General features: G+C 42.6%; 25 protein-coding genes. 22 read left to right on the plus strand and 3 right to left on the minus strand.

Annotation, left to right across the window (positions count from 1 at the left end):
• Positions 1-106: 106 nt before the first annotated feature.
• Both mobI and DI392_RS13740 read left to right on the plus strand, forming a co-directional pair.
• The gene (mobI, locus tag DI392_RS13735) at positions 107-661 is read left to right on the plus strand and encodes a conjugative transfer protein MobI(A/C) (RefSeq protein ID WP_014386842.1); all 555 of its coding nucleotides are present in this window, start codon (positions 107-109) and stop codon (positions 659-661) included.
• A gap of 24 nt (positions 662-685) precedes the next feature.
• Entirely contained in the window at positions 686-976 is a 291-nt protein-coding gene (locus DI392_RS13740) for a hypothetical protein (protein ID WP_014386843.1), read from the plus strand.
• A gap of 863 nt (positions 977-1839) precedes the next feature.
• On the opposite strand, the gene DI392_RS13745 is transcribed toward DI392_RS13740, so the two are convergent.
• Entirely contained in the window at positions 1840-2301 is a 462-nt protein-coding gene (locus DI392_RS13745) for a hypothetical protein (protein WP_014386844.1), read from the minus strand.
• 361 nt (positions 2302-2662) lie between these two features.
• On the opposite strand from DI392_RS13745, the gene DI392_RS13750 reads away from it, so the two are divergent.
• From DI392_RS13750 to DI392_RS13810, 13 genes are all read left to right on the plus strand, one after another.
• Positions 2663-3514, plus strand: a complete 852-nt coding sequence (locus DI392_RS13750) for a hypothetical protein (protein WP_014386845.1) — start codon at positions 2663-2665, stop codon at positions 3512-3514.
• 54 nt (positions 3515-3568) lie between these two features.
• Complete coding sequence (locus tag DI392_RS13755) at positions 3569-3958, plus strand: hypothetical protein (protein WP_014386846.1); 390 nt, start codon at positions 3569-3571, stop codon at positions 3956-3958.
• Complete coding sequence (locus DI392_RS13760) at positions 3948-4352, plus strand: hypothetical protein (RefSeq protein ID WP_014386847.1); 405 nt, start codon at positions 3948-3950, stop codon at positions 4350-4352. Before DI392_RS13755 ends, DI392_RS13760 begins: the two co-directional genes overlap by 11 nt.
• Positions 4353-4525: 173 nt before the next feature.
• Positions 4526-5047: a hypothetical protein gene (locus DI392_RS13765; protein WP_046224252.1), complete on the plus strand. Its 522-nt coding sequence runs from the start codon at positions 4526-4528 to the stop codon at positions 5045-5047.
• A gap of 81 nt (positions 5048-5128) precedes the next feature.
• Complete coding sequence (locus DI392_RS13770) at positions 5129-5602, plus strand: hypothetical protein (protein ID WP_014386849.1); 474 nt, start codon at positions 5129-5131, stop codon at positions 5600-5602.
• 10 nt (positions 5603-5612) lie between these two features.
• Positions 5613-5906, plus strand: coding sequence for a hypothetical protein (locus DI392_RS13775; RefSeq protein ID WP_014386850.1), 294 nt, complete (start codon positions 5613-5615; stop codon positions 5904-5906).
• Positions 5906-7042 carry a hypothetical protein gene (locus tag DI392_RS13780; RefSeq protein ID WP_146194536.1) on the plus strand — a complete coding sequence of 379 codons (1137 nt, stop codon included), beginning with the start codon at positions 5906-5908 and terminating at the stop codon, positions 7040-7042. The genes DI392_RS13775 and DI392_RS13780 overlap by 1 nt, the downstream gene beginning before the upstream one ends.
• 2 nt (positions 7043-7044) lie before the next feature.
• Complete coding sequence (gene sppA, locus DI392_RS13785; protein ID WP_014386852.1) at positions 7045-8007, plus strand: signal peptide peptidase SppA; 963 nt, start codon at positions 7045-7047, stop codon at positions 8005-8007.
• A gap of 12 nt (positions 8008-8019) precedes the next feature.
• Complete coding sequence (locus DI392_RS13790) at positions 8020-8895, plus strand: DsbA family protein (protein WP_032073044.1); 876 nt, start codon at positions 8020-8022, stop codon at positions 8893-8895.
• Between the two features lie 18 nt (positions 8896-8913).
• On the plus strand, positions 8914-10488 hold the full coding sequence (locus DI392_RS13795) for a hypothetical protein (RefSeq protein WP_046224250.1): 1575 nt from the start codon (positions 8914-8916) through the stop codon (positions 10486-10488).
• Positions 10489-10672: 184 nt separating this feature from the next.
• Positions 10673-11095, plus strand: a complete 423-nt coding sequence (locus tag DI392_RS13800) for a hypothetical protein (protein WP_017086025.1) — start codon at positions 10673-10675, stop codon at positions 11093-11095.
• 67 nt (positions 11096-11162) lie between these two features.
• Positions 11163-11615: a thermonuclease family protein gene (locus tag DI392_RS13805; RefSeq protein ID WP_228209261.1), complete on the plus strand. Its 453-nt coding sequence runs from the start codon at positions 11163-11165 to the stop codon at positions 11613-11615.
• Positions 11612-12127 (plus strand): hypothetical protein, encoded by a 516-nt coding sequence (locus DI392_RS13810; protein WP_032073046.1) that lies wholly within the window; start codon positions 11612-11614, stop codon positions 12125-12127. Before DI392_RS13805 ends, DI392_RS13810 begins: the two co-directional genes overlap by 4 nt.
• Positions 12128-12131: 4 nt before the next feature.
• Here DI392_RS13810 and DI392_RS13815 read toward each other — a convergent pair whose 3' ends face one another.
• On the minus strand, positions 12132-12407 hold the full coding sequence (locus tag DI392_RS13815) for a hypothetical protein (protein ID WP_032073047.1): 276 nt from the start codon (positions 12405-12407) through the stop codon (positions 12132-12134).
• A 379-nt stretch (positions 12408-12786) separates the two neighbouring features.
• Here DI392_RS13815 and DI392_RS19780 point away from each other — a divergent pair, with 379 nt between their 5' ends.
• From DI392_RS19780 to DI392_RS13835, 5 genes are all read left to right on the plus strand, one after another.
• On the plus strand, positions 12787-13050 hold the full coding sequence (locus DI392_RS19780; protein WP_226977602.1) for a hypothetical protein: 264 nt from the start codon (positions 12787-12789) through the stop codon (positions 13048-13050).
• A 39-nt stretch (positions 13051-13089) separates the two neighbouring features.
• Positions 13090-14040 (plus strand): DNA-methyltransferase, encoded by a 951-nt coding sequence (locus DI392_RS13820; RefSeq protein WP_046224247.1) that lies wholly within the window; start codon positions 13090-13092, stop codon positions 14038-14040.
• Between the two features lie 25 nt (positions 14041-14065).
• Positions 14066-14308 (plus strand): hypothetical protein, encoded by a 243-nt coding sequence (locus DI392_RS13825; protein ID WP_014386860.1) that lies wholly within the window; start codon positions 14066-14068, stop codon positions 14306-14308.
• Between the two features lie 93 nt (positions 14309-14401).
• Entirely contained in the window at positions 14402-14737 is a 336-nt protein-coding gene (locus DI392_RS13830; protein ID WP_181382977.1) for a hypothetical protein, read from the plus strand.
• A gap of 1 nt (position 14738) precedes the next feature.
• Positions 14739-14921 carry a hypothetical protein gene (locus DI392_RS13835; RefSeq protein WP_032073051.1) on the plus strand — a complete coding sequence of 61 codons (183 nt, stop codon included), beginning with the start codon at positions 14739-14741 and terminating at the stop codon, positions 14919-14921.
• A gap of 25 nt (positions 14922-14946) precedes the next feature.
• Here DI392_RS13835 and DI392_RS13840 read toward each other — a convergent pair whose 3' ends face one another.
• Positions 14947-15321 carry a hypothetical protein gene (locus tag DI392_RS13840; protein WP_052715035.1) on the minus strand — a complete coding sequence of 125 codons (375 nt, stop codon included), beginning with the start codon at positions 15319-15321 and terminating at the stop codon, positions 14947-14949.
• Between the two features lie 454 nt (positions 15322-15775).
• On the opposite strand from DI392_RS13840, the gene DI392_RS13845 reads away from it, so the two are divergent.
• A complete protein-coding gene (locus DI392_RS13845; RefSeq protein ID WP_236579302.1) occupies positions 15776-16780 on the plus strand; it encodes a hypothetical protein in 1005 nt (334 codons plus the stop codon).
• Entirely contained in the window at positions 16777-17862 is a 1086-nt protein-coding gene (locus DI392_RS13850) for an AAA family ATPase (RefSeq protein WP_046224244.1), read from the plus strand. Before DI392_RS13845 ends, DI392_RS13850 begins: the two co-directional genes overlap by 4 nt.
• The last annotated feature ends 59 nt before the right edge of the window (positions 17863-17921 follow it).

The following is a 17921-nucleotide window of genomic DNA, read 5'->3' on the forward strand; positions in this document are numbered from 1 at the left end:
TATCTGGATAAAAGAGTTAAATCCTCCAGATAGATAGGTATTTGGATAGGAATTGGTTAGGAATTTTGCTATTAGCCACGCTAAAGCCAGCTCAGGAGCCTAAGAAATGAGTACGGATAAAACCAGTAAGAAGGCAAATATAGACTGGGATCTTTTGTTAGATCCCAAAAATGAGGATGAAAGATCTGAACTGTACCTTGATGACATTGAAGCAATATCAAGAGACTTTGTTCTAGAGATACAAACCGCACTAGAGCAAGAGATGAAAGTTCTTATCGTTGAAGCAAAGAAAAGAGCAGACGTACATTGGGCATCAAACAGAATAGCCAGAGAAGAAGAGGACGAAAATAATCAATGGCGATTCGGAACTAGGGCAAGAATGAATGGAAGAAGCCTATCTGCCGAATGGTTTTTAAACCGTTTCAAGCCAGATCCAAAGGGGGGTAAATCCCAAGTGTATTCAACATACCTCAAGAAAGGGACAGGCAATCAATACGACTTGTCAGCATTCAAAAAAGCCACTGACGATGAGTTCAAGTCCATAAAAATGACCGAAGAATACTACGCAGTGCTAAGACAACGCTCAAATGTACTAATGAAGATCCGTAGGCTTCTGAATGACTACGAAAAACTTATTGATAAGCGAAAGGTTGAACTATAAGAACAATGAACCAAGGAGACCAACATGAATTCTGTATCAGCCACTGAAATGGCAAAATTAGGCAAATGTGAAAAAATGATCAAACGATCACGAGTGAGTAAAAGGATCAACGAGAGAGCGCCTAGAAAGCTCTCTAACGCTTTTAACGGAACCAGTGATACATTGCGAGGTGAATTTGCTCACTTCTCCTATGAGAGTGCCACACAGCGCTTTATGACAGACAAACAAGTTAAATGCCGTCGTGTGCTGCAACTATGTTTAAGCGGTGCGTTCGCTATGGGATTGCTATCACTAGTAGCTTTATACGCAAGTTAAGCAAGGGTAATTTGCACTCACAAGACACAGAGGAATTGGTGTTAGTACAAAACTTATCCACTTTTTCTGTGGATAAAAACATCATTTGTCACCTCACAACAAACCTTACTGATACACAGAATTTGCACGTTGTTAAGAGCAGCATTGAGACACAGCAAAGGTTTTAATGTCAGAGTCGAAATAATGGCTTACATCCTCTCGGCTTACTTCCATTAGGTGATTACCCCCAAACACAACGCTGCCCTCTACAAATCACCAATCGGATACTAAACATGATTGCCAGGTAAAATTCGAACGAGACGAGAGCTCTAACAATGTCACAGCAGAACATAGCGTGACAAAACACAAATGACGCACCAGAACACACCAAGCCAATTAACATACAGACCCGATCAGTTAACCGATCGCGCCTTATGTCTATGAATCAATATCAAACCTACCCCAAAACCAAATTAGGGAGCTCTACCAATTAGCAACCTAAAAGACTCCAACAGTGCAGGTCCTAGAGTTAACGAAACCACTTGCTGGTCTTACGTTAATCCAGAAAATCAATGTGTATACTTGCCTTGCGGCCAGCTCAGAAGTTCTATTCTCAAGTATTGCGAGCTTTATTACCTTTGCAAACGCGGTATCCAGCTCACTATCGCCATACGATGAACGTCATAAAAAATGATGCAGATATGAATGTCTTGAAGATACCGAAGGATTTATGTAATGCTTGGTACTACCTAGTTGTGTTTCCTTCGGTCCATAGGAACTGCTTTGGTGAAAGCAAAGAAGATAAATAGCACTAGAGGCTAATCAATGAATTAGAACCCGGTTTGGTGATGTTTCCGAGCACCGAAATAACATCACACATCGAATCAAGACCGGATAGACAACTCAGAACCATTACTCGCCATAACCTCCACAATACCAAACAGAGCTAACGAAAGAACAAACACTCCAGCAAGCAGTAACATAAAGTACCCTATCTCTTTGACTGCGAACTTGAGAGCTGACAACAGAGAGACCTGTTTGCCGGAAATCTTTGAGTAACCCCACTGAAATGCCAGGAACGAAGCTAGGCCGCAAAACGCAACTATACCTGCAACAACCAGAGGTTGTTCTATCAAAACATCCTTATTCAGAAAGCCTTTTGAAATCGCTACTGAGAACAATCTACCAATCAAAAACCCAGCCCCCACAGCCACTCCACTGCGAATTAAGACGACCTTAAAAGACTGGGAATAACTTAGCGTTGTTCCGTTAGTACGCCGAGAAGTGTATTGCACCACCAGCGTGGATATAGCTAATCCAAAGAAAGTAATAACGACAAATTCCATACAAGGCTCTCCAAGCCAATTCTGAGCGTCCAATAAAAAGCATAGGACACTGATTTTCTTTAATCGACCGTACTGACATTTACTTTAACCAGCCGTGAATTAGTGTATTGCATCATCTTTATAAGGTCATATAATGATCTTAAAAGGCAAACCGAAAACGGACTTGGCTTTTCAATGTGAAATATCGAAAAGCAACCCAAAGACGACATTTAGATTGAATGCTGGGTATGCATAAAAATAGATTGAATGCCGTCAAGAAAAGCAAAGTGCCTTTAAGGTAGTGTTTTGATAGATAAGGTAAAGTTGCATTGTTCACTAAAGGAACACAAAAGCAACCTAAAAACAACTTAGGAGTTAGGTAATGATAAATGGAAAACTAATAGGTTTAGGCGTGTCAATAATGTCGGTAATAATGACTGGTTGTGCGTCAACTTCCCAACCAGTGTCATACGATGAATCACACAGTCGTGCATATAACATCGCGCAGGCTGGTGGATTGTACGATGTAAGTGACAAATACGTCCCAAGAGAGAATTACGAGTCTTTGCAATTTGCAGGCAGCGCTGCGACAAACTCTCTTTTGTTTACCTCCTCCTTCGGTGCGAACCTAGATTTAACATCAGGGTTAGGATTGGGGCTTGTCACCTCTCTTTTAGAGCAGCCCGACACAGCATCCAGAAACAGCGTAATTGCATGGATGCCAAAGTCCGAAGCGTCATCCACCAAAAATGCTCAAGAGAAACTTTTGTCTGAAATGAAAACGGCCATTGAATCAACGCTAGAAGAAATGGGATTAGAGTATGAAGCAACAAATGGCAATTCCGAACGCAAAGTAGAGTTCTACTTTCACAGTGAAGAGTACGGTTGCCCCATATACAAACCAGGCATGACAAATGTGGATCTCTGCTACATAGCAACCGAAGTCTTTGAGCCCCGCGAAGCAAAGGCCCCTAGCTTTGTCGGAGTCGATGAAATTGATTCGTATGCTTTTGAATCAAACCACAGTGTTTACTACAACCGATTCCGAGTTACTCCCGGCAAAGGTAGCCATGTCCCAAGCGACAAAATATATTCACTTGTAAGCGGAAAACTTCCCTCTTGGGCTTATGTTTACGTAGCATCTGGGAACATACAGGTAGGTGAATCTAAATTTAAAACGCCTTATCTACTCGACAATGGCGAACCTCTATTGTTCATACACCCAGAGAACTAATTAGCTCTCCCCAAGCATTTTGCTTAGGGAGATTGCCTTTTTCAGGAGGTAGACATGCAGCAGCAGAAAGAACAAATTACACGCTCAACAATTTCATATAGAAACAAAAGAGCTAAAGAACAAATCCAGCACATACTCCAACTTGCCGAAAGGATTACCTCTGACGTCGAAAAGGAAAAACGAGAGTCCATGCATTTGTGTTTATGTTGCTATTACGCTCGTTCTCAACGAATAGGAGGAGCTGCGATAACATCAAAACCTTGTGGTGTTTGCGAAGAAACAATGCAGTTCGGCTCAACTGCTACTGATGCAGTCTGCGACAGCTGTGCAAAGGAACAGGGGTTATGTAAACAGTGCGGAGCAGACATTGAATTGGCGGAAAGAAGAAAGCCGTACCCTTTTGAGAATGAGATAAATAAAAAGGAACTTTCAAATGATCAATGAGGAATGGTTTTCTGAATTAGAAACAGTTCTGTTTGTGTTGGAGGACTGTCAGGTTGACTGTGATGGAATGACTTATCTAGTAAGCCATCTTCTGAAACAAGCCAACGTTGAACACTGTTGCATGTTCGGCTATGTAACAGAAAAGTCGTCAGGAGACGTAGTAACCCCTCATTGCTGGATTACATTGCCAGGAGACTACATCGTTGATCTCAGACTTAGAATGTGGCTTGGGGATTTCGATCATATTCCCCACGGCGTATTTAAATCAAGCTGCACACCAGATATCGTCTACGAAGGAAAAGGGCTAAGAGACTCAAATTTAGATGTAGACACCTTAGATATGATGTCTGACGGTAGACTTTCACATGTGAAAGTCCCCTCTTTGCTTCACTAGTGCTCCACCAGCTGCAATAGCCCCTTCTACACGGGGCTCTTCCCTGCCCTAAAAGTCTTTCACGCTACCCCTTCCCTCATACCGAACCTAAATGCTTAGTACTTCCTAAGTGGCTACGTGACAAATATTTAAGGGGCTATATAATGATACTATAAAGTAATCGAGAGTATCTTATGAATATAGTCTTGTTGTTAGTTTCACTGATTGTCGCTCCATTTCTAATTGCCAAAGTAGACCTATGGCGGAAAAAGCATTTGCATGAGGTGCTCAGCTGGTGGAGTGAAGAAAACATGCCAAAAGAGTTGAGAAACGCAACTCTGTTTCTTTGTGAAGAAGATGTGGCAACAACACTACCTGTACCTCTGCATGGAAGAGTTGATCAGGTTTTTTTATCAAAAAAGAAAGTCCTTATCCCTCTGGATACCAAGTTAAGGAAAGATAACAGGATCTTTGAATCGGATGTAATCCAGCTATCTGTATACCGAGTGATTCTTAAAAATCAATACAACTTAGAGGTATCCGATTACGGGTACGTTAGAACGGTTGTCCCACAGCCCGACGGAAAGAACAAGGTTCGTTACATCAGAACAAAGTTACTGAATGAAAAAAAAGTCGTCTCTCTCTACTACAAATATCAGGCTATTAGGCAAGGACTAATAAAGACGTCCTGTTCGTGTGAGGGATTGTTTCATTGAGTTCTCAGTTGCCCTTATTGGGCATGTTGCCGTGAGAAGCTTTTGCTGTTTATCCGTTACTCTCATGGCAAAGGAGGGCTTATGCCATTAACAAGAATCAATAAAGCAATGATGTTGCTGATATCTATCGGCGGAGTAATTGCTGGTCTTGCAGGTAAACCTATCGTCGCCTGTACAGCATTAGGGGTAGTTCTTTGGCTTGCGGCCAAGAATGGAGGCTCAAACTCCATCATAGAAATCCGCAAAAAAGCAGCCAAATCAGCGTTCGACAATATGGATCTTGTCATTGATAACAAACGCTGGCTCGGGAAGGATGCAACGGTTGTTAAGGTTTCAAACATCACTGCGGCCAACGAGATAAAAGTGCCTTGGAACCTACAAATTCTTGCTAAATCGGTCAGAGGCACTTGGTTCACTGTAGATATGAGTGTGATTGGGAAAGACCAAATCCTAATCATGGCAATTAATGAGATTGATGAAAGCACAGTCAAGCGTCTGTTAGCGAATGATCACGACTTATACCGTCAATACTTCGGTGAACCAGAGTTGGCGTAAGGAGCGAAATGTGGAAAGAACTCAAACACCAGAAAAAAGTGAAGAAAACCTTAGTAACAAGCCATTGAATCAAGCTGGCTATGCTCAATGCCTGTTTATCCTTATCCAATCAGTGCTTTTCCCTGAGCTTGGCGCTGGTGGAGCAATGATCGCTGCCTTATGTGCAATGATGCCTTGGATGGTTATGTACGCTAAAAAAATGCCAGCACGAGTATTCGGTATGGTCATGGCATCTCTACTGCTAACCCCCTTCTATTCAATGCTATGCCTATTTGTCTTGAAGGTCATTGGAGTTGGAGTGTAGTGCGCATGGATCTATTGGCCCCATTCCTAATATCCGACTTGGAGAGACATGGCGCGAGTCAAGAGCTTATTCGTAATGCACAAAGCTTAAAACACTCGGCTTTCCGTTATAAACAAAAAGATATTGAAGAGCTGTCCAGAAAGCTTGGTATAGAAAGCCAGGAGTTGATGGATGGGCATGTTCAATATATGACTTCAAGATTCACGAGGAAAATGAGCGGCATCATTTCATCATACCTAATGAAAGATACCGGACATTTCGCTATTCAATGTACAGAGCTTTGCCGAGAAGCAGAAGCACTTAGCCTTAAACGCAACCGCGAAGGAAAGCTGGTTCCGTATAGTGCAGCAAATGCTGTGGCTGTTGATCGAATGCTTGATGTCGTCATAGCCAGGGCAACGGAGCTTAAAAATAGAATAGCGGATGAGTTCTTCAACGCAGAAACTAGCTCTGTCTTCATAGAACAAAGAGAAGCTGGCACATTTTGCCCAGAAAAAAAGACTAAAAAACGTAAAGCAAGGCGAAGAAAGAGTTCACCTATTTACGTCAAAGGAAAACCCTACGCTAGTTTAACCGAACTGGCCCAACAAACTGGTAAAGCAGAAAGGACTCTCTATTCAAGGATTAGGGATAAAGGGCTATTAAAAGCCTACCAAACCAACACTATGACAGATGAGAACTGGAACTCAGTCTTATCTGAACCACCAGCTCCAAACAAGGGCCCAAAGGCGGCCAACAAACCTATCACCTATAAAGGTGATTCCTACCCCACGTTAAACCATCTAGCCGAAGCCGCTAACTTAACGTACTCGGCTCTCTACCAGAGACTTCGACATCGAGAATTATTGGAAAAGGCACGATGTAACGAGCTTTCAGATATGGACTGGGAAAAGGTACTCAACGCTATTCCCCCTAATCGAAAAGCCGATGTTGAAATTGTGATAAATGGCAAGGGATACCCTTCCGTTGCGGCAGTCGCTACTAATTTCGGGTTAGCGGAATCCACGTTATCAGAGAGGTTAAAACAAGCCGACAAACTTGAATTAGCGAAAGAGAACAAATTAACCGAGGAAGAATGGGAGCTGTTTCTGGTTCCACCTCACCCAGGTCGAAAACAAACCACAACTAAGGAATAAACATGAGTGAAAACAATAAACCAGAAGCATGGGAAAAAGACATGATTAAAGATCTGGTCTTTACCCTCCATAAGGAACAGGTAAAAGACAGAAGATGGCGAAGAGGGATTCAGTTGATTCGCTCCCTTGGCTTTGTCCTTATGATAGTTGCATTTCTAACCGTAGCTTCAAATCCAGGAGGACTACCTTGGCAGACATCCAAAGCTGACACTCCACATGTTGCATTCATTAATATCAAAGGAGAAATCGCTGCGGGTTCACTTGCAGATGAAGATCATCTAATACCTTCCATTCAGGCTGCTTTCAAAAATCCCCATGCAAAAGCTGTCGTTCTACGAATAAACAGTCCTGGTGGAAGCCCTGTGCAAGCAGGTCGAATATACGAAGAGATTCAAGCTCAAAAAGCAGAATACCCAGAAAAACAAGTTATCGCTGTAATTGATGATATCGGTGCATCTGGTGGCTATTACATCGCCGTGGCCGCAGACAAAATTTATGCGGACAAAGCAAGTATGGTTGGCTCTATTGGTGTCATCAGTTCTGGCTTCGGATTTACCGGGCTCATGGAAAAATTGGGTATTGAAAGACGAGCTATAACATCTGGTGAAAACAAAGCTTTGTTAGACCCATTCTCCCCTCTTTCAGAAGAGATAACTAGCTTCTGGAAGGAAGTGCTATCGAAAACCCACCAGCAGTTCATCGAGCGAGTAAAAGAGAGCCGTGGTGAACGACTCAAAGCCGATCCAAAAGTGTTCTCTGGATTGATCTGGAATGGAGAGCAAGCACTTGAGATTGGGTTAATTGATGGTTTAGGAAGCCTACACTCTATTTCTCGCAATGTTATAGAAGAAACAAACCTCGTTGATTACTCACCAAGTGAAGACATCGTTAAGCGCTTAACACAACGCGCAAAAATGGAAGCTTCAACCCTGATTCATGAATTGGCAACTGTAAAAGTTTACTAAGGACAAAATGTAATGTCAGAACAAACCACACCACAACAACAAAAATCATTCAGTCCAATGCAGAAAAAGCTACTGGCCGTTGGTGCTGCTATGACCCTAATTTTGGGAGCGTCTGTCGCTACAGTGGGATATCAAATTTACCAGACCAAAGAGTTGCTCATTCAAGAGCGCGATTCTCTCCAGTCGAAGATTACTCAACTAGAAAGTGACTATCGCTTTAAATCAGAAGAGCGCTTTAACAATGCAGTTCAAAAAGCACTGGAACATTTCGTTCAACAGAAACGCGAACAGGATATTCAGGCTAAATACGCAAAATACGAATCAGCTCCCGAACAAGTGCCTGACGATAAACGCATATATGGAAACCTGAACGCTCGATTCACGCTGGTGGAATTTTCTGACCTGGAGTGTCCGTTCTGCAAAAAATTCCACGACACACCAAAAGAAGTGGTGGATGCAAGTAACGGGAATATCAACTGGCAATGGAAACATCTGCCATTGAGTTTTCATAACCCAGCGGCAGAAAAAGAAGCGTTAGCAGCGGAATGTGTTGCTGAACAAAAAGGCAACCGTGGATTCTGGGTGTTCTTAGACGAAGTATTTGCCAAATCACAAGGCAATGGTGGTGGAGTGCCTAATTTGGCAGAAGTTATTGAGAGTGTTGGTGCCGATGCTTCCCTAGTTCGAGAGTGTTTAGCTTCTGGCCGTTACGACCTGAAAATAGCAGCAGATGTGAAGCAAGCTACTGAAAATGGCATTTCAGGTACACCAGCGACTTTCATCGTAGATAACCAAACTGGGAAAACTCAGCTTATTCGTGGGGCACAGCCATCACAAGCTATCGCGGCCATCATTCGAAAAATGATGATTGAATCCGAAAACAACTAACAACAGAGGATGTAATTGATGTTAAGAAGAACAGCTTTAGCAGCTGCTCTACTATCAGTGTTGGCAGGATGTGGTGGTTCCAGTGGAGGCACTGGAACTACTTCCAATGGCAATGGTAGTGAAAGCAATAACCAAGACAACTCAACAGAAACAACAACGGTCGCTAAGCGAGAATGGCAAAAAGAAGTGTTACTGAGCTCTCCAACAAGAGATGCAACACTTCCTGTCATCCAGCTACAAAACGAAAATGGTTCGGCTGTTCTATACAGTGCCTGGGTCGAAGAAGCCAACAATGACAAACCGGATGAGCTATATGCTTCTGTAGCCCCTATCGAAGACTATGCGAATGGCAATGTACCTAACAAAGTCAAGATAAGTGCCGATATTGGTGAAATACTAAGATCAGACTGGCAACCATTCATTGTCGATGAAAACCACTACAAGAGCTCTGTTCAAATGAGCCTTTCAAATCATGGTAATGCCTATATTACATGGGTACAGAGAGACAATAGTAACAACCAGAAACTGAACGTTTCCTATTACGACGCAACAACACAAGAATGGTCCCCACCATTAGAAGTTGATCATGTACTTATGACTGACGCGGCAGCTACGAATGAGGAAAGTCGAGTAAAAATCACCGACAACACTCTCTTCACTGACCCGTCAGGACAAAGCATCGTTATCTGGCAAACTCCGATTTTTGGCTCCGATACAAATGCATTGGCAATAGCCTGGTTAAGCAACGACGGCACAAAAGCCAATATCATTGCAACGACAGAACTTTCGAGAAATATAAAAACAAACAGTGACGGTGAAGTTAAAAGTGCTATCTCGATACATTCAGTAGAAACTTCTCCTGGCGTACTTGAAATCCTAAGTATCGAAAAGGGCGCTGATGATGAAAATGATGTCCTAGCCAAACATACCGTCAAACTTGGTCCATTCAATACGCCTGTAGTGGAACGCAGCGTTATTGATGATGATGGAGTCAAGAGTGGTTTAGCATCTATCAACACTAACCTTACTAGCTATGCGCTATGGTCTGAAAGCCGAGGGTCGGGTTCTTCTGACCTAATCGGCGTAACATGGCGTAGTGACAACAATGGTTACTCTCCTATCTCAGGCATTCCCAATATAAGTGCCGATGCAGGGCAAGCTAGCTTAACCAGTACCAATGGAGATGTTCATGCTGTGTGGCGTCAACGCGACAATGTTGTTGGCAATACCATCAGAACAGAGAAGCTAATGTTTGCCACATTAGAACAATCCATAGCAAGTAACGTCACAGAGCTCAATTCAAACGGTGCTATATATCCACGTTTGTTTTCTGGAAATGACGACAAGTTATATACAACTTGGAATGGCGAGTACTTCCATATCAAAGAGGCATACATCGAATCTGGAGATATCCATTGGCAAGAAACATATCGTCCATCCTGTGACCCAACAACAGCGATTGATGACCTCTTGTGTGGTCTAGGTGTGCGGGAACGGTACAGCGCGATGGTCGATGGAGATTATGGTGCAATGTCATGGCTGAAAGATGTAAATGGCACAAAGTCAGTATTTATCTCTATCAGCACAAATTGACTTTCACATGTGAAAGCGGCCCCAGTAATTGGGGCCTTTTTGATTGGAGACTACTAAGTCCCCATCCAAAAAGGGCTTCTGGTTCAACGATGACAGTATCCGTCACAGCTATGGATCGGAATTAAATGAAAAAACAACCTAAAAACAACTTTCACATGTGAAAGTGGAATAGGTAAGGAGTGTTATGAAACCACAAATGATGATAAAAATGGCAGCAGCCTACATGATGGCATCAGCTGTAATTTGGAGTGCTGGAGTATGGTTACTAGAACTACCCTCGCCTCTTGGTACTCAAACATGGACGACGTGGTTGGGAGGTCCAATTTTAGTTCTAGTATGCGCATCTTTCATTTCGTACTTGCTTGTAACCTATCACTCAACTGGATTGCTCTTCACTAAAATTTGGATGCTGTGCAATGTCTGCTTGTCTGGGTACAGCCTATTCATGACGTTCAATGATCTAATGCTGGCTGGTGGATGTTTAGCGATTCTCTTAGGGTCTCTTTGGTTCTTGAAGGAACTGGAGCGACCAGAAATGAAAGGGGCCTATACCGCTATTTCGGCATTACACAAACAAATGTGGAATGCTCTATCAGGACAACAGTAAGGAATTAATCATGCTTAAAAAAATTCTAACTACCACCCTTCTCTACTTCGTTTTTAATGCACCAATTATGGCTGAAACCTTTTATGGGAAGGTGGTACGAGTCAGCGATGGTGACACTATAAAAGTCCTCACAGATGCCTCATGCACTGGCACCTATCAGTGTACCGATGGTAAAAAAGAACACCGTATTAGACTTGCAGAAATCGACACACCCGAGTCGAAACAACCCTGGGGAAAGAAAGCAAAACAAGCCCTTCTTTCTATAGTGGGTGGGAAAGTCGTTCGTGTAGAACAAACCGACGTTGATCGTTATGGCCGCATTGTTGGTCATATCTACGTCGATGATTTGTGGGTAAACGGACAACTGGTAAAAACGGGTAACGCATGGGTATACAGGCGGTATGCAAAAAGCACTGAACTGTTTTCTTACGAGCAAGAGGCAAAACAGAATGGTGTAGGCTTATGGGCATTGCCGGAGGCAGAAAGAATGCCACCTTGGGAATGGAGACGTAAAAAGTGAAACTATCCATTAACAACCAACTGGGTAGGGATGTAAGCACATTGGCTTTGAATGTATTTGGTATTTTTGTCTATATCAGCCTGATCCGGATATACCTCCACCAGCTGACGCTTCCAGAGCCACTACTTTTTGCTCTTATGTTCTCCCTTGTATTCAATATCTACTATGAGTTTAAAGCGGGGATATCCCGCTTAACCCATGTAAGAATACTGTGTACCATCATTATCTTTTGTGTTGCGGCATTCCTTGCCCAAGAGATTAGAGGTGTCTATCTAACAACTATGACCGAACTTACAAACTACGAGAACGCAGAAGAACTCATAGGGCAAGAGTACTTAAAAGCTGCTCAAAATAGAGTTGTTGGTTACGGTGGGTGTTTTGCAGTTGGTTTGGTAACGGCGAGAATGTTGCTCTACAAAATCTTAGTTAACGTGGCAAGTAGAGTTTTGGTATTGCCTAACTATCGCGGTAACGTTTGTCCAATGTGCCAGCAACCGACACAAATCCACTAAATCCTCAGCCGACTTTCACATGTGAAAGTCGGTACTTCATCATATCACCTGACGATAGAAGCCCTTTCTCCACAAAGCATTTCATCAAAGACATACTCAAAAAAAATCGCTCTCGCTCACTAAGGTTCAAAATGTTGGCGTTATGCATTTCACGATATGCAATTACCGTCATCATACTTGCTTCAAGCGGTTCTGCTTGGCCTATTACTGCTTTAATGTCTGGCAGGCTATCTAGATCCACGCCAGGCACAGCTTCGTGCAGTGTATTTAATTTAAACACTAATATTTACCCAATAAATAAGTTGCTTTCAAAGGTTCACGATAAGTAATAGTTAATATAGTAGATCTTATCAATGAACATAAAATGTTCTGTCAGAACATCGCAAGGATCTCATTATAGATAAAGAAGATCCAACTCGCACTTTCACATGTGAAAGTCTGTGGCATAAGTTGGCAGGAATCTCATATTTTACAAAACGTTACCCTAGCTAAGTCGCCATAAACTCAACAATGAATCACTTTAAAGAGCTCCCATTATCCAATTAGTTCAATTCCATCGAAGAGATATACCGACATCTCTACAGGATTTAGATATTGCCATTTCATTTAAAGAACTATAAAATGATTCTATGAATTATTAATATTGGTCTGGAGCATAAATGAAACCAAACATGCAGGGGCAGCTGGAGCTTTTCCATGTGGAAGAAGCTTATGCACAAGCTGATGGTCCAATGACCAATGCCGAGCTATATGCGAAGGTAGCAAGTATAGCCGGGCTATCAGAGGCTGAAATCAATACTAAAGCCGAAATCGGCAAAGCCAAGGCACAACACAGCCCTATCAAAAGAAAAATTCGTTGGTTTCAGCAAACATTAAAGTCCATGAATATCATCCAAAAAGTGGACGGTGAGCGTGGCGTATAGAAGCTGGCAAACAAAAATAAAAAAGGGCTTCATGAAGCAATGGGCGAAGTAAAGCTTGTCGCATATTCAACAAATCTAGGCATCGCTATTTGGGGAAATAGCAAAAAGGTATTCACAGAGCTTGGAGAACCGATCCACCTTTGTGTGACATCCCCTCCGTATCCTTTAAAAATCGAGCGCGGGTATGGGAATGTTAGTGAACAGGCATGGGTGGACTTTATCACCGAGTCTTTGGAACCAATTGTAGAAAACTTGGTGCCAGGGGGTTCTGTGGTACTCAACGTGAGTAACGACATTTTTGAAAGTAAACGCCCTTCGCGTTCAACTTACCTTGAACGTATGGTCTTAGCTCTAAATGATCGATTAGGGCTTTCATTAATGGACCGTTGGCCCTGGATAAACACATCCAAGCCACCAGCTCCAACCCAATGGGCTTGCGTTAACCGTATGCAGCTTTGTTCCGCGTGGGAACCTGTTTACTGGTTTACGAACGATCCAGACCGAGTTCGCTCTGATAACCGAAGAGTTTTGGTAGAGCACACTGAGCAACATAAGAAATTACTCGAACAAGGGGGCGATAGTCGTATCGCTACTTACGGTGATGGTGCTTACCGATTAAGAGGGAATGCCTTTTCCAATAAAACGCAAGGCAAGATCCCTAAAAACATAATCCAACGAGGTCATCGTTGTGCTGATACATCAGCAGTAAGGAAGATAGCCAAGGAATTGGGTTTACCACCACACCCTGCAATGTTTCCTACAGACATTCCATCATTCGCTATTGAGTTCCTAACCAATGAAGATGAGCTGGTGGTTGATCTCTTTTCTGGTAGCAATAAAACCGGACTGGCAGCGGAGAGAGCGGGGCGACGTTGGGTTGCATGTGACTTAATTTTAGAGTACGTGCGAACACAAGCTGAGTTGTTTAGCTCGTTTGCTGGCTTTTGGATGAATCCTGCTTTGGCCTGTGTCGGTCGAAGTGTTAAATAAACTCGTGATTACTGGAGAGTACATTATGAACAAACCTTCAAACACACCAAGCACACTGGTTGTATCCATGCTTTGTATTTTAGTCCTGGCTCTGGAGTTTGCTGCTGTAACCCATTTTACTGGTTCTACTTCACCTTTAGATTGGGATCGCATCACGCTTATCTCCGTTGCTTATTTAGCCGCAAGCACCATCTTAGGTGCCACATTTTGCTTGGTTAAAAGCAAGTTGCGTTTCAATACTCTGCAACATCAAAAAAATCTGGGATAGCAAGAATGCCAGAGCAATGTGATAAAGCAGGACTAAGCCGTTGGTGCAATAACCAGGATGTTCGACAGGTTCAGCAAAGGGCCTGTCGTACATATGTGTAGTGAGTATGATTTCGACCATGCTGTTGGTTATATCGTTCAAGTACGAGAGAAGCGTGACGCATATGGCTCTGAACAATATCTTGTGCGTCATCCAAATGGAGAGCTACACACACATGAAAACCAATCCTTCTGGCTACTAAACGAAGAGCATCAAGGGCAAGCTTTAGCTTTATTTGCCCAAAAGCCAACAGAAGAGGGGAGCGATACTGTTTACACGGTAGCCGAAGGTTTTCCAGAATCCGGCTATATCATTCCTTTTAAAAAAGGTGCGCCAGAGAGCGAAAATCAGCATCTAACTATGGCAATTACTATCACGGAGAACAAATAGAATGGACCCTAAAAAGAAAGAGCTTGCGGAAATGTTCATTCAGAGTTGTATTGAGCAAGGCTTAACTATGGACGAGTCAGCTGAATTGTCAGCTCATATACTCATATCAGCTGTTAGTGCAAACGGGAAAAGTCATACGAGAATTGAGATTGCCAATCTCGGCTCAGTGGAAGTAGATTGCTAAGGGCTCTAGGAGGCAAGGATGGCTCCTAGAGAATGGCAAATCCATTGCCAGCGATATCAAAGTGTTTGTTCTTCATCACCAGACCAGAAGAAGGATTAACTATAAACCGTTGCTTTTTAATAGCAGGAGTATTTGGAACGCGCTTGATTGAAGCTGTGGCCGAAAAAACAACAAACGCCAAAAGAGCAACTACGGCAACCTGCCATGAAAAGTAAGCTACGCCAGACCAAAAGACGACCATTACTACTGCATTTTTATGAACAAGCCTAAGCAGAGGCATCAACCAGAAAACAACCGCTACGCTGATTACAGCCAAACCCCATTGATTATCGTTAGTTTCAATCATAGCAACGCCAAGAAGAATCACTGCTAAAGCAACTAGGTTAAGTATGTGTCTCATTTTTCGTCTCCTTAATTGACTCTGGAAAGCTATCTCGGCATCACCGTCAAGCCCTCATTCAATTCAACTTACACTTCCATAATATCATGGAATTAAAAAATGCAACCGTGACCCAGAAACACGCTTAGCCCACTTTCACATGTGAAAGTCTTATGTAGCAATGCCTAAGAGCGTGATCTGGCTTTTCCTAAAATTAAGGTATGGTCGAACATTTCCTAAAATTAAGCTATAACGTGAAATGTAAAGCGTTCTATTGTCCTTTTTTAAGGTATAAATCACATCTATTTGGCTTGTTTTCCTCTTTTTAAGGTATGTGGTATGCTTCAAAAAAACATTACGGTATTAAAAAATGAGTAGTAACACAGACAATTTAGAAGGGTATTTCCCTGCTGAGATAGTCAACGAGGCATTTGGCAGCAGGCCATCGACTACTACGTTAATGGATTGCATCTTTTTGCCAGGTAGAATTCCGCGAGACTTAATTACAAGGATCAGTGGTAACAAGGCTGAACTTGAGCAACAGCTACTGGCACAAAAGCCTCTTCTATCCACCAGCTTGTCAAAGCCATACTGGAAGAAGGGGACTAATAAACGTGAATTCGATGCCGTTAGAATCGACGTATACAGTGCTGTCTGCTTGGCCGATGACAGACATCTACTGGAAGGGATCGTTAGTGTAGGGGGGATGTACGTAGACCTATCTGGCTTAACGCTTCGCCAGGCTATTGAGCTCGCGCAGATTAATGTCGAACTGGATAAGTTGTCACACCAATACCACAACCTTCTCGATACAAAAATGTTTAGTGGGGTATACGACTACTTCCTTTGTGACTTCACAACACTGTTTGAGTTCTTGAACCTGAAAAATCAAAAGGCCAACAAGAACACAGTAATGACAAGACTTCAAAGGCTATCACAAATGTTACTGGTCTTGGATTACGAGAAGGATGGTGAAACGCTACCTCACTACCACACGCGAATGAAGCTGGTGGACAGCAACTACATTCCATTGCTGGTTCTGGATGGGATTAAAAATAAAGGATCTATCAGGGCAGATACGATCACTCACTTCATAGTTGGAGTGCATAAGACTTTCACTGCGTCTTTGCGACAAGAGGGAGCTATTAGCCGGAAACGTTTTTTAAAAGTCTACCCGCAGCTAACGGGCAAACATGCTGTTACTGACTTCTGTAAATATATTGATGCTCATAAGCGTGAATATGTACATGGTAAGTATCTGAGTCACCTTATTAAAGATTACTATGCCAACAAGGTTAGAGTGTCTAAACAGCATCTGAGTCGCCATATCAATAACACTATGGCCGAAGTCATTTTGAAAAAGGATGTGTTATTGCGAGATTTCCGATTGCTACTCCAAGAGAAAGTACGTGACGATGGTAAGCAAGATATTATGCTGTTGTACCTGGGCGATGAAGAGAAAGAAGAGGTAACGACATGACAACAACACTCCACAATGAGGATGTTATCGCTCTAAGCGAAGAAGACATTAATGAAAGTTTAGCCAATTCCAACAAAGAACAGATTTTGAAAGGTTTGTTTCGAGGCAGTGTCGGATTTCTGATCGCTCCACCTGATTCTGGTAAGAGCTATTTGTCTTTATCAATAGCTTATGAGATGGCTTTGCCAGAGTACCCATTAATTGGTGTACGGGATGAGGAAAACAAAGTGCTTAGAACTTTGATATGGCCGATCGAAGATTCCTTGCCCGGAACACTTCCGCGTATCAAAGCACATTTGACTGAGTTCTCCACCAGCATCAAAGACCGATTAAAATCGAGCATTGGGATATACAAGCATTCTGATCCAATTTGTAGTTCAGGCTCATCTAAACATACTAAAGAGTGGGAAGAAGCATCCAGTGCACTGGAAAAACTTATTGCCACGGCCAAAGGGTACGACTTGGTAGTTATAGATACATTGCGTGATGCAATTGGCTCAGCTGACGTAGTAGATGATGACTATTACATCAGAATTGCTTTGGAGAGGCTTGCCAATGAAGCGAATGTCGCGGTTCTTGTTGTTCACCATCCGACAAAAGATGTGAGCAGAGGAAAGGAGATAATCAACAGCGTCTCTGGCTCTGGTTTATCTTCCACTCTCTCAAAGTCAAAACTTCATCTGTATTTAGATCAGTTGATAGACAAGAAAGATGGAACGGTACAAGAGACTCGTTTGCGTCATATCAAAGCTAACTATGTGCCTTTTGACCAGCAGTGGAGAAAACCGATAAGGCTGCACTGGAGTAACAATTCACTATTGCACGTTGATCAAGAAGTCGTTATCCAACTTAGAAATGATCAATTAGACGGTGATAGTGATAATGAGAAAAAGCCAGGAGCAGATAAACCAGTTAAAAGACGGTTATCGCGTCTTTCAGAAGAGCCAGGATTGATACACAGAGATGACTCCCTTCTATCTGAGGAATCGAAGCGCTTGGCCCAACAAACCAGTCATGGCCCATTTGGTGGTGGCATGGCATCAGAGCTCTCCGAACTTCGTACTGGTAAGTCCTCCAAGTAATCCAATTCCTTAAATTAAGCTATTGCTTAACGCCTTTTTCCTAAAATTAAGCTATATAT

The sequence above is a fragment of the Vibrio albus genome (assembly GCF_003144035.1).
GTDB classification, from domain to species: domain Bacteria; phylum Pseudomonadota; class Gammaproteobacteria; order Enterobacterales; family Vibrionaceae; genus Vibrio; species Vibrio albus.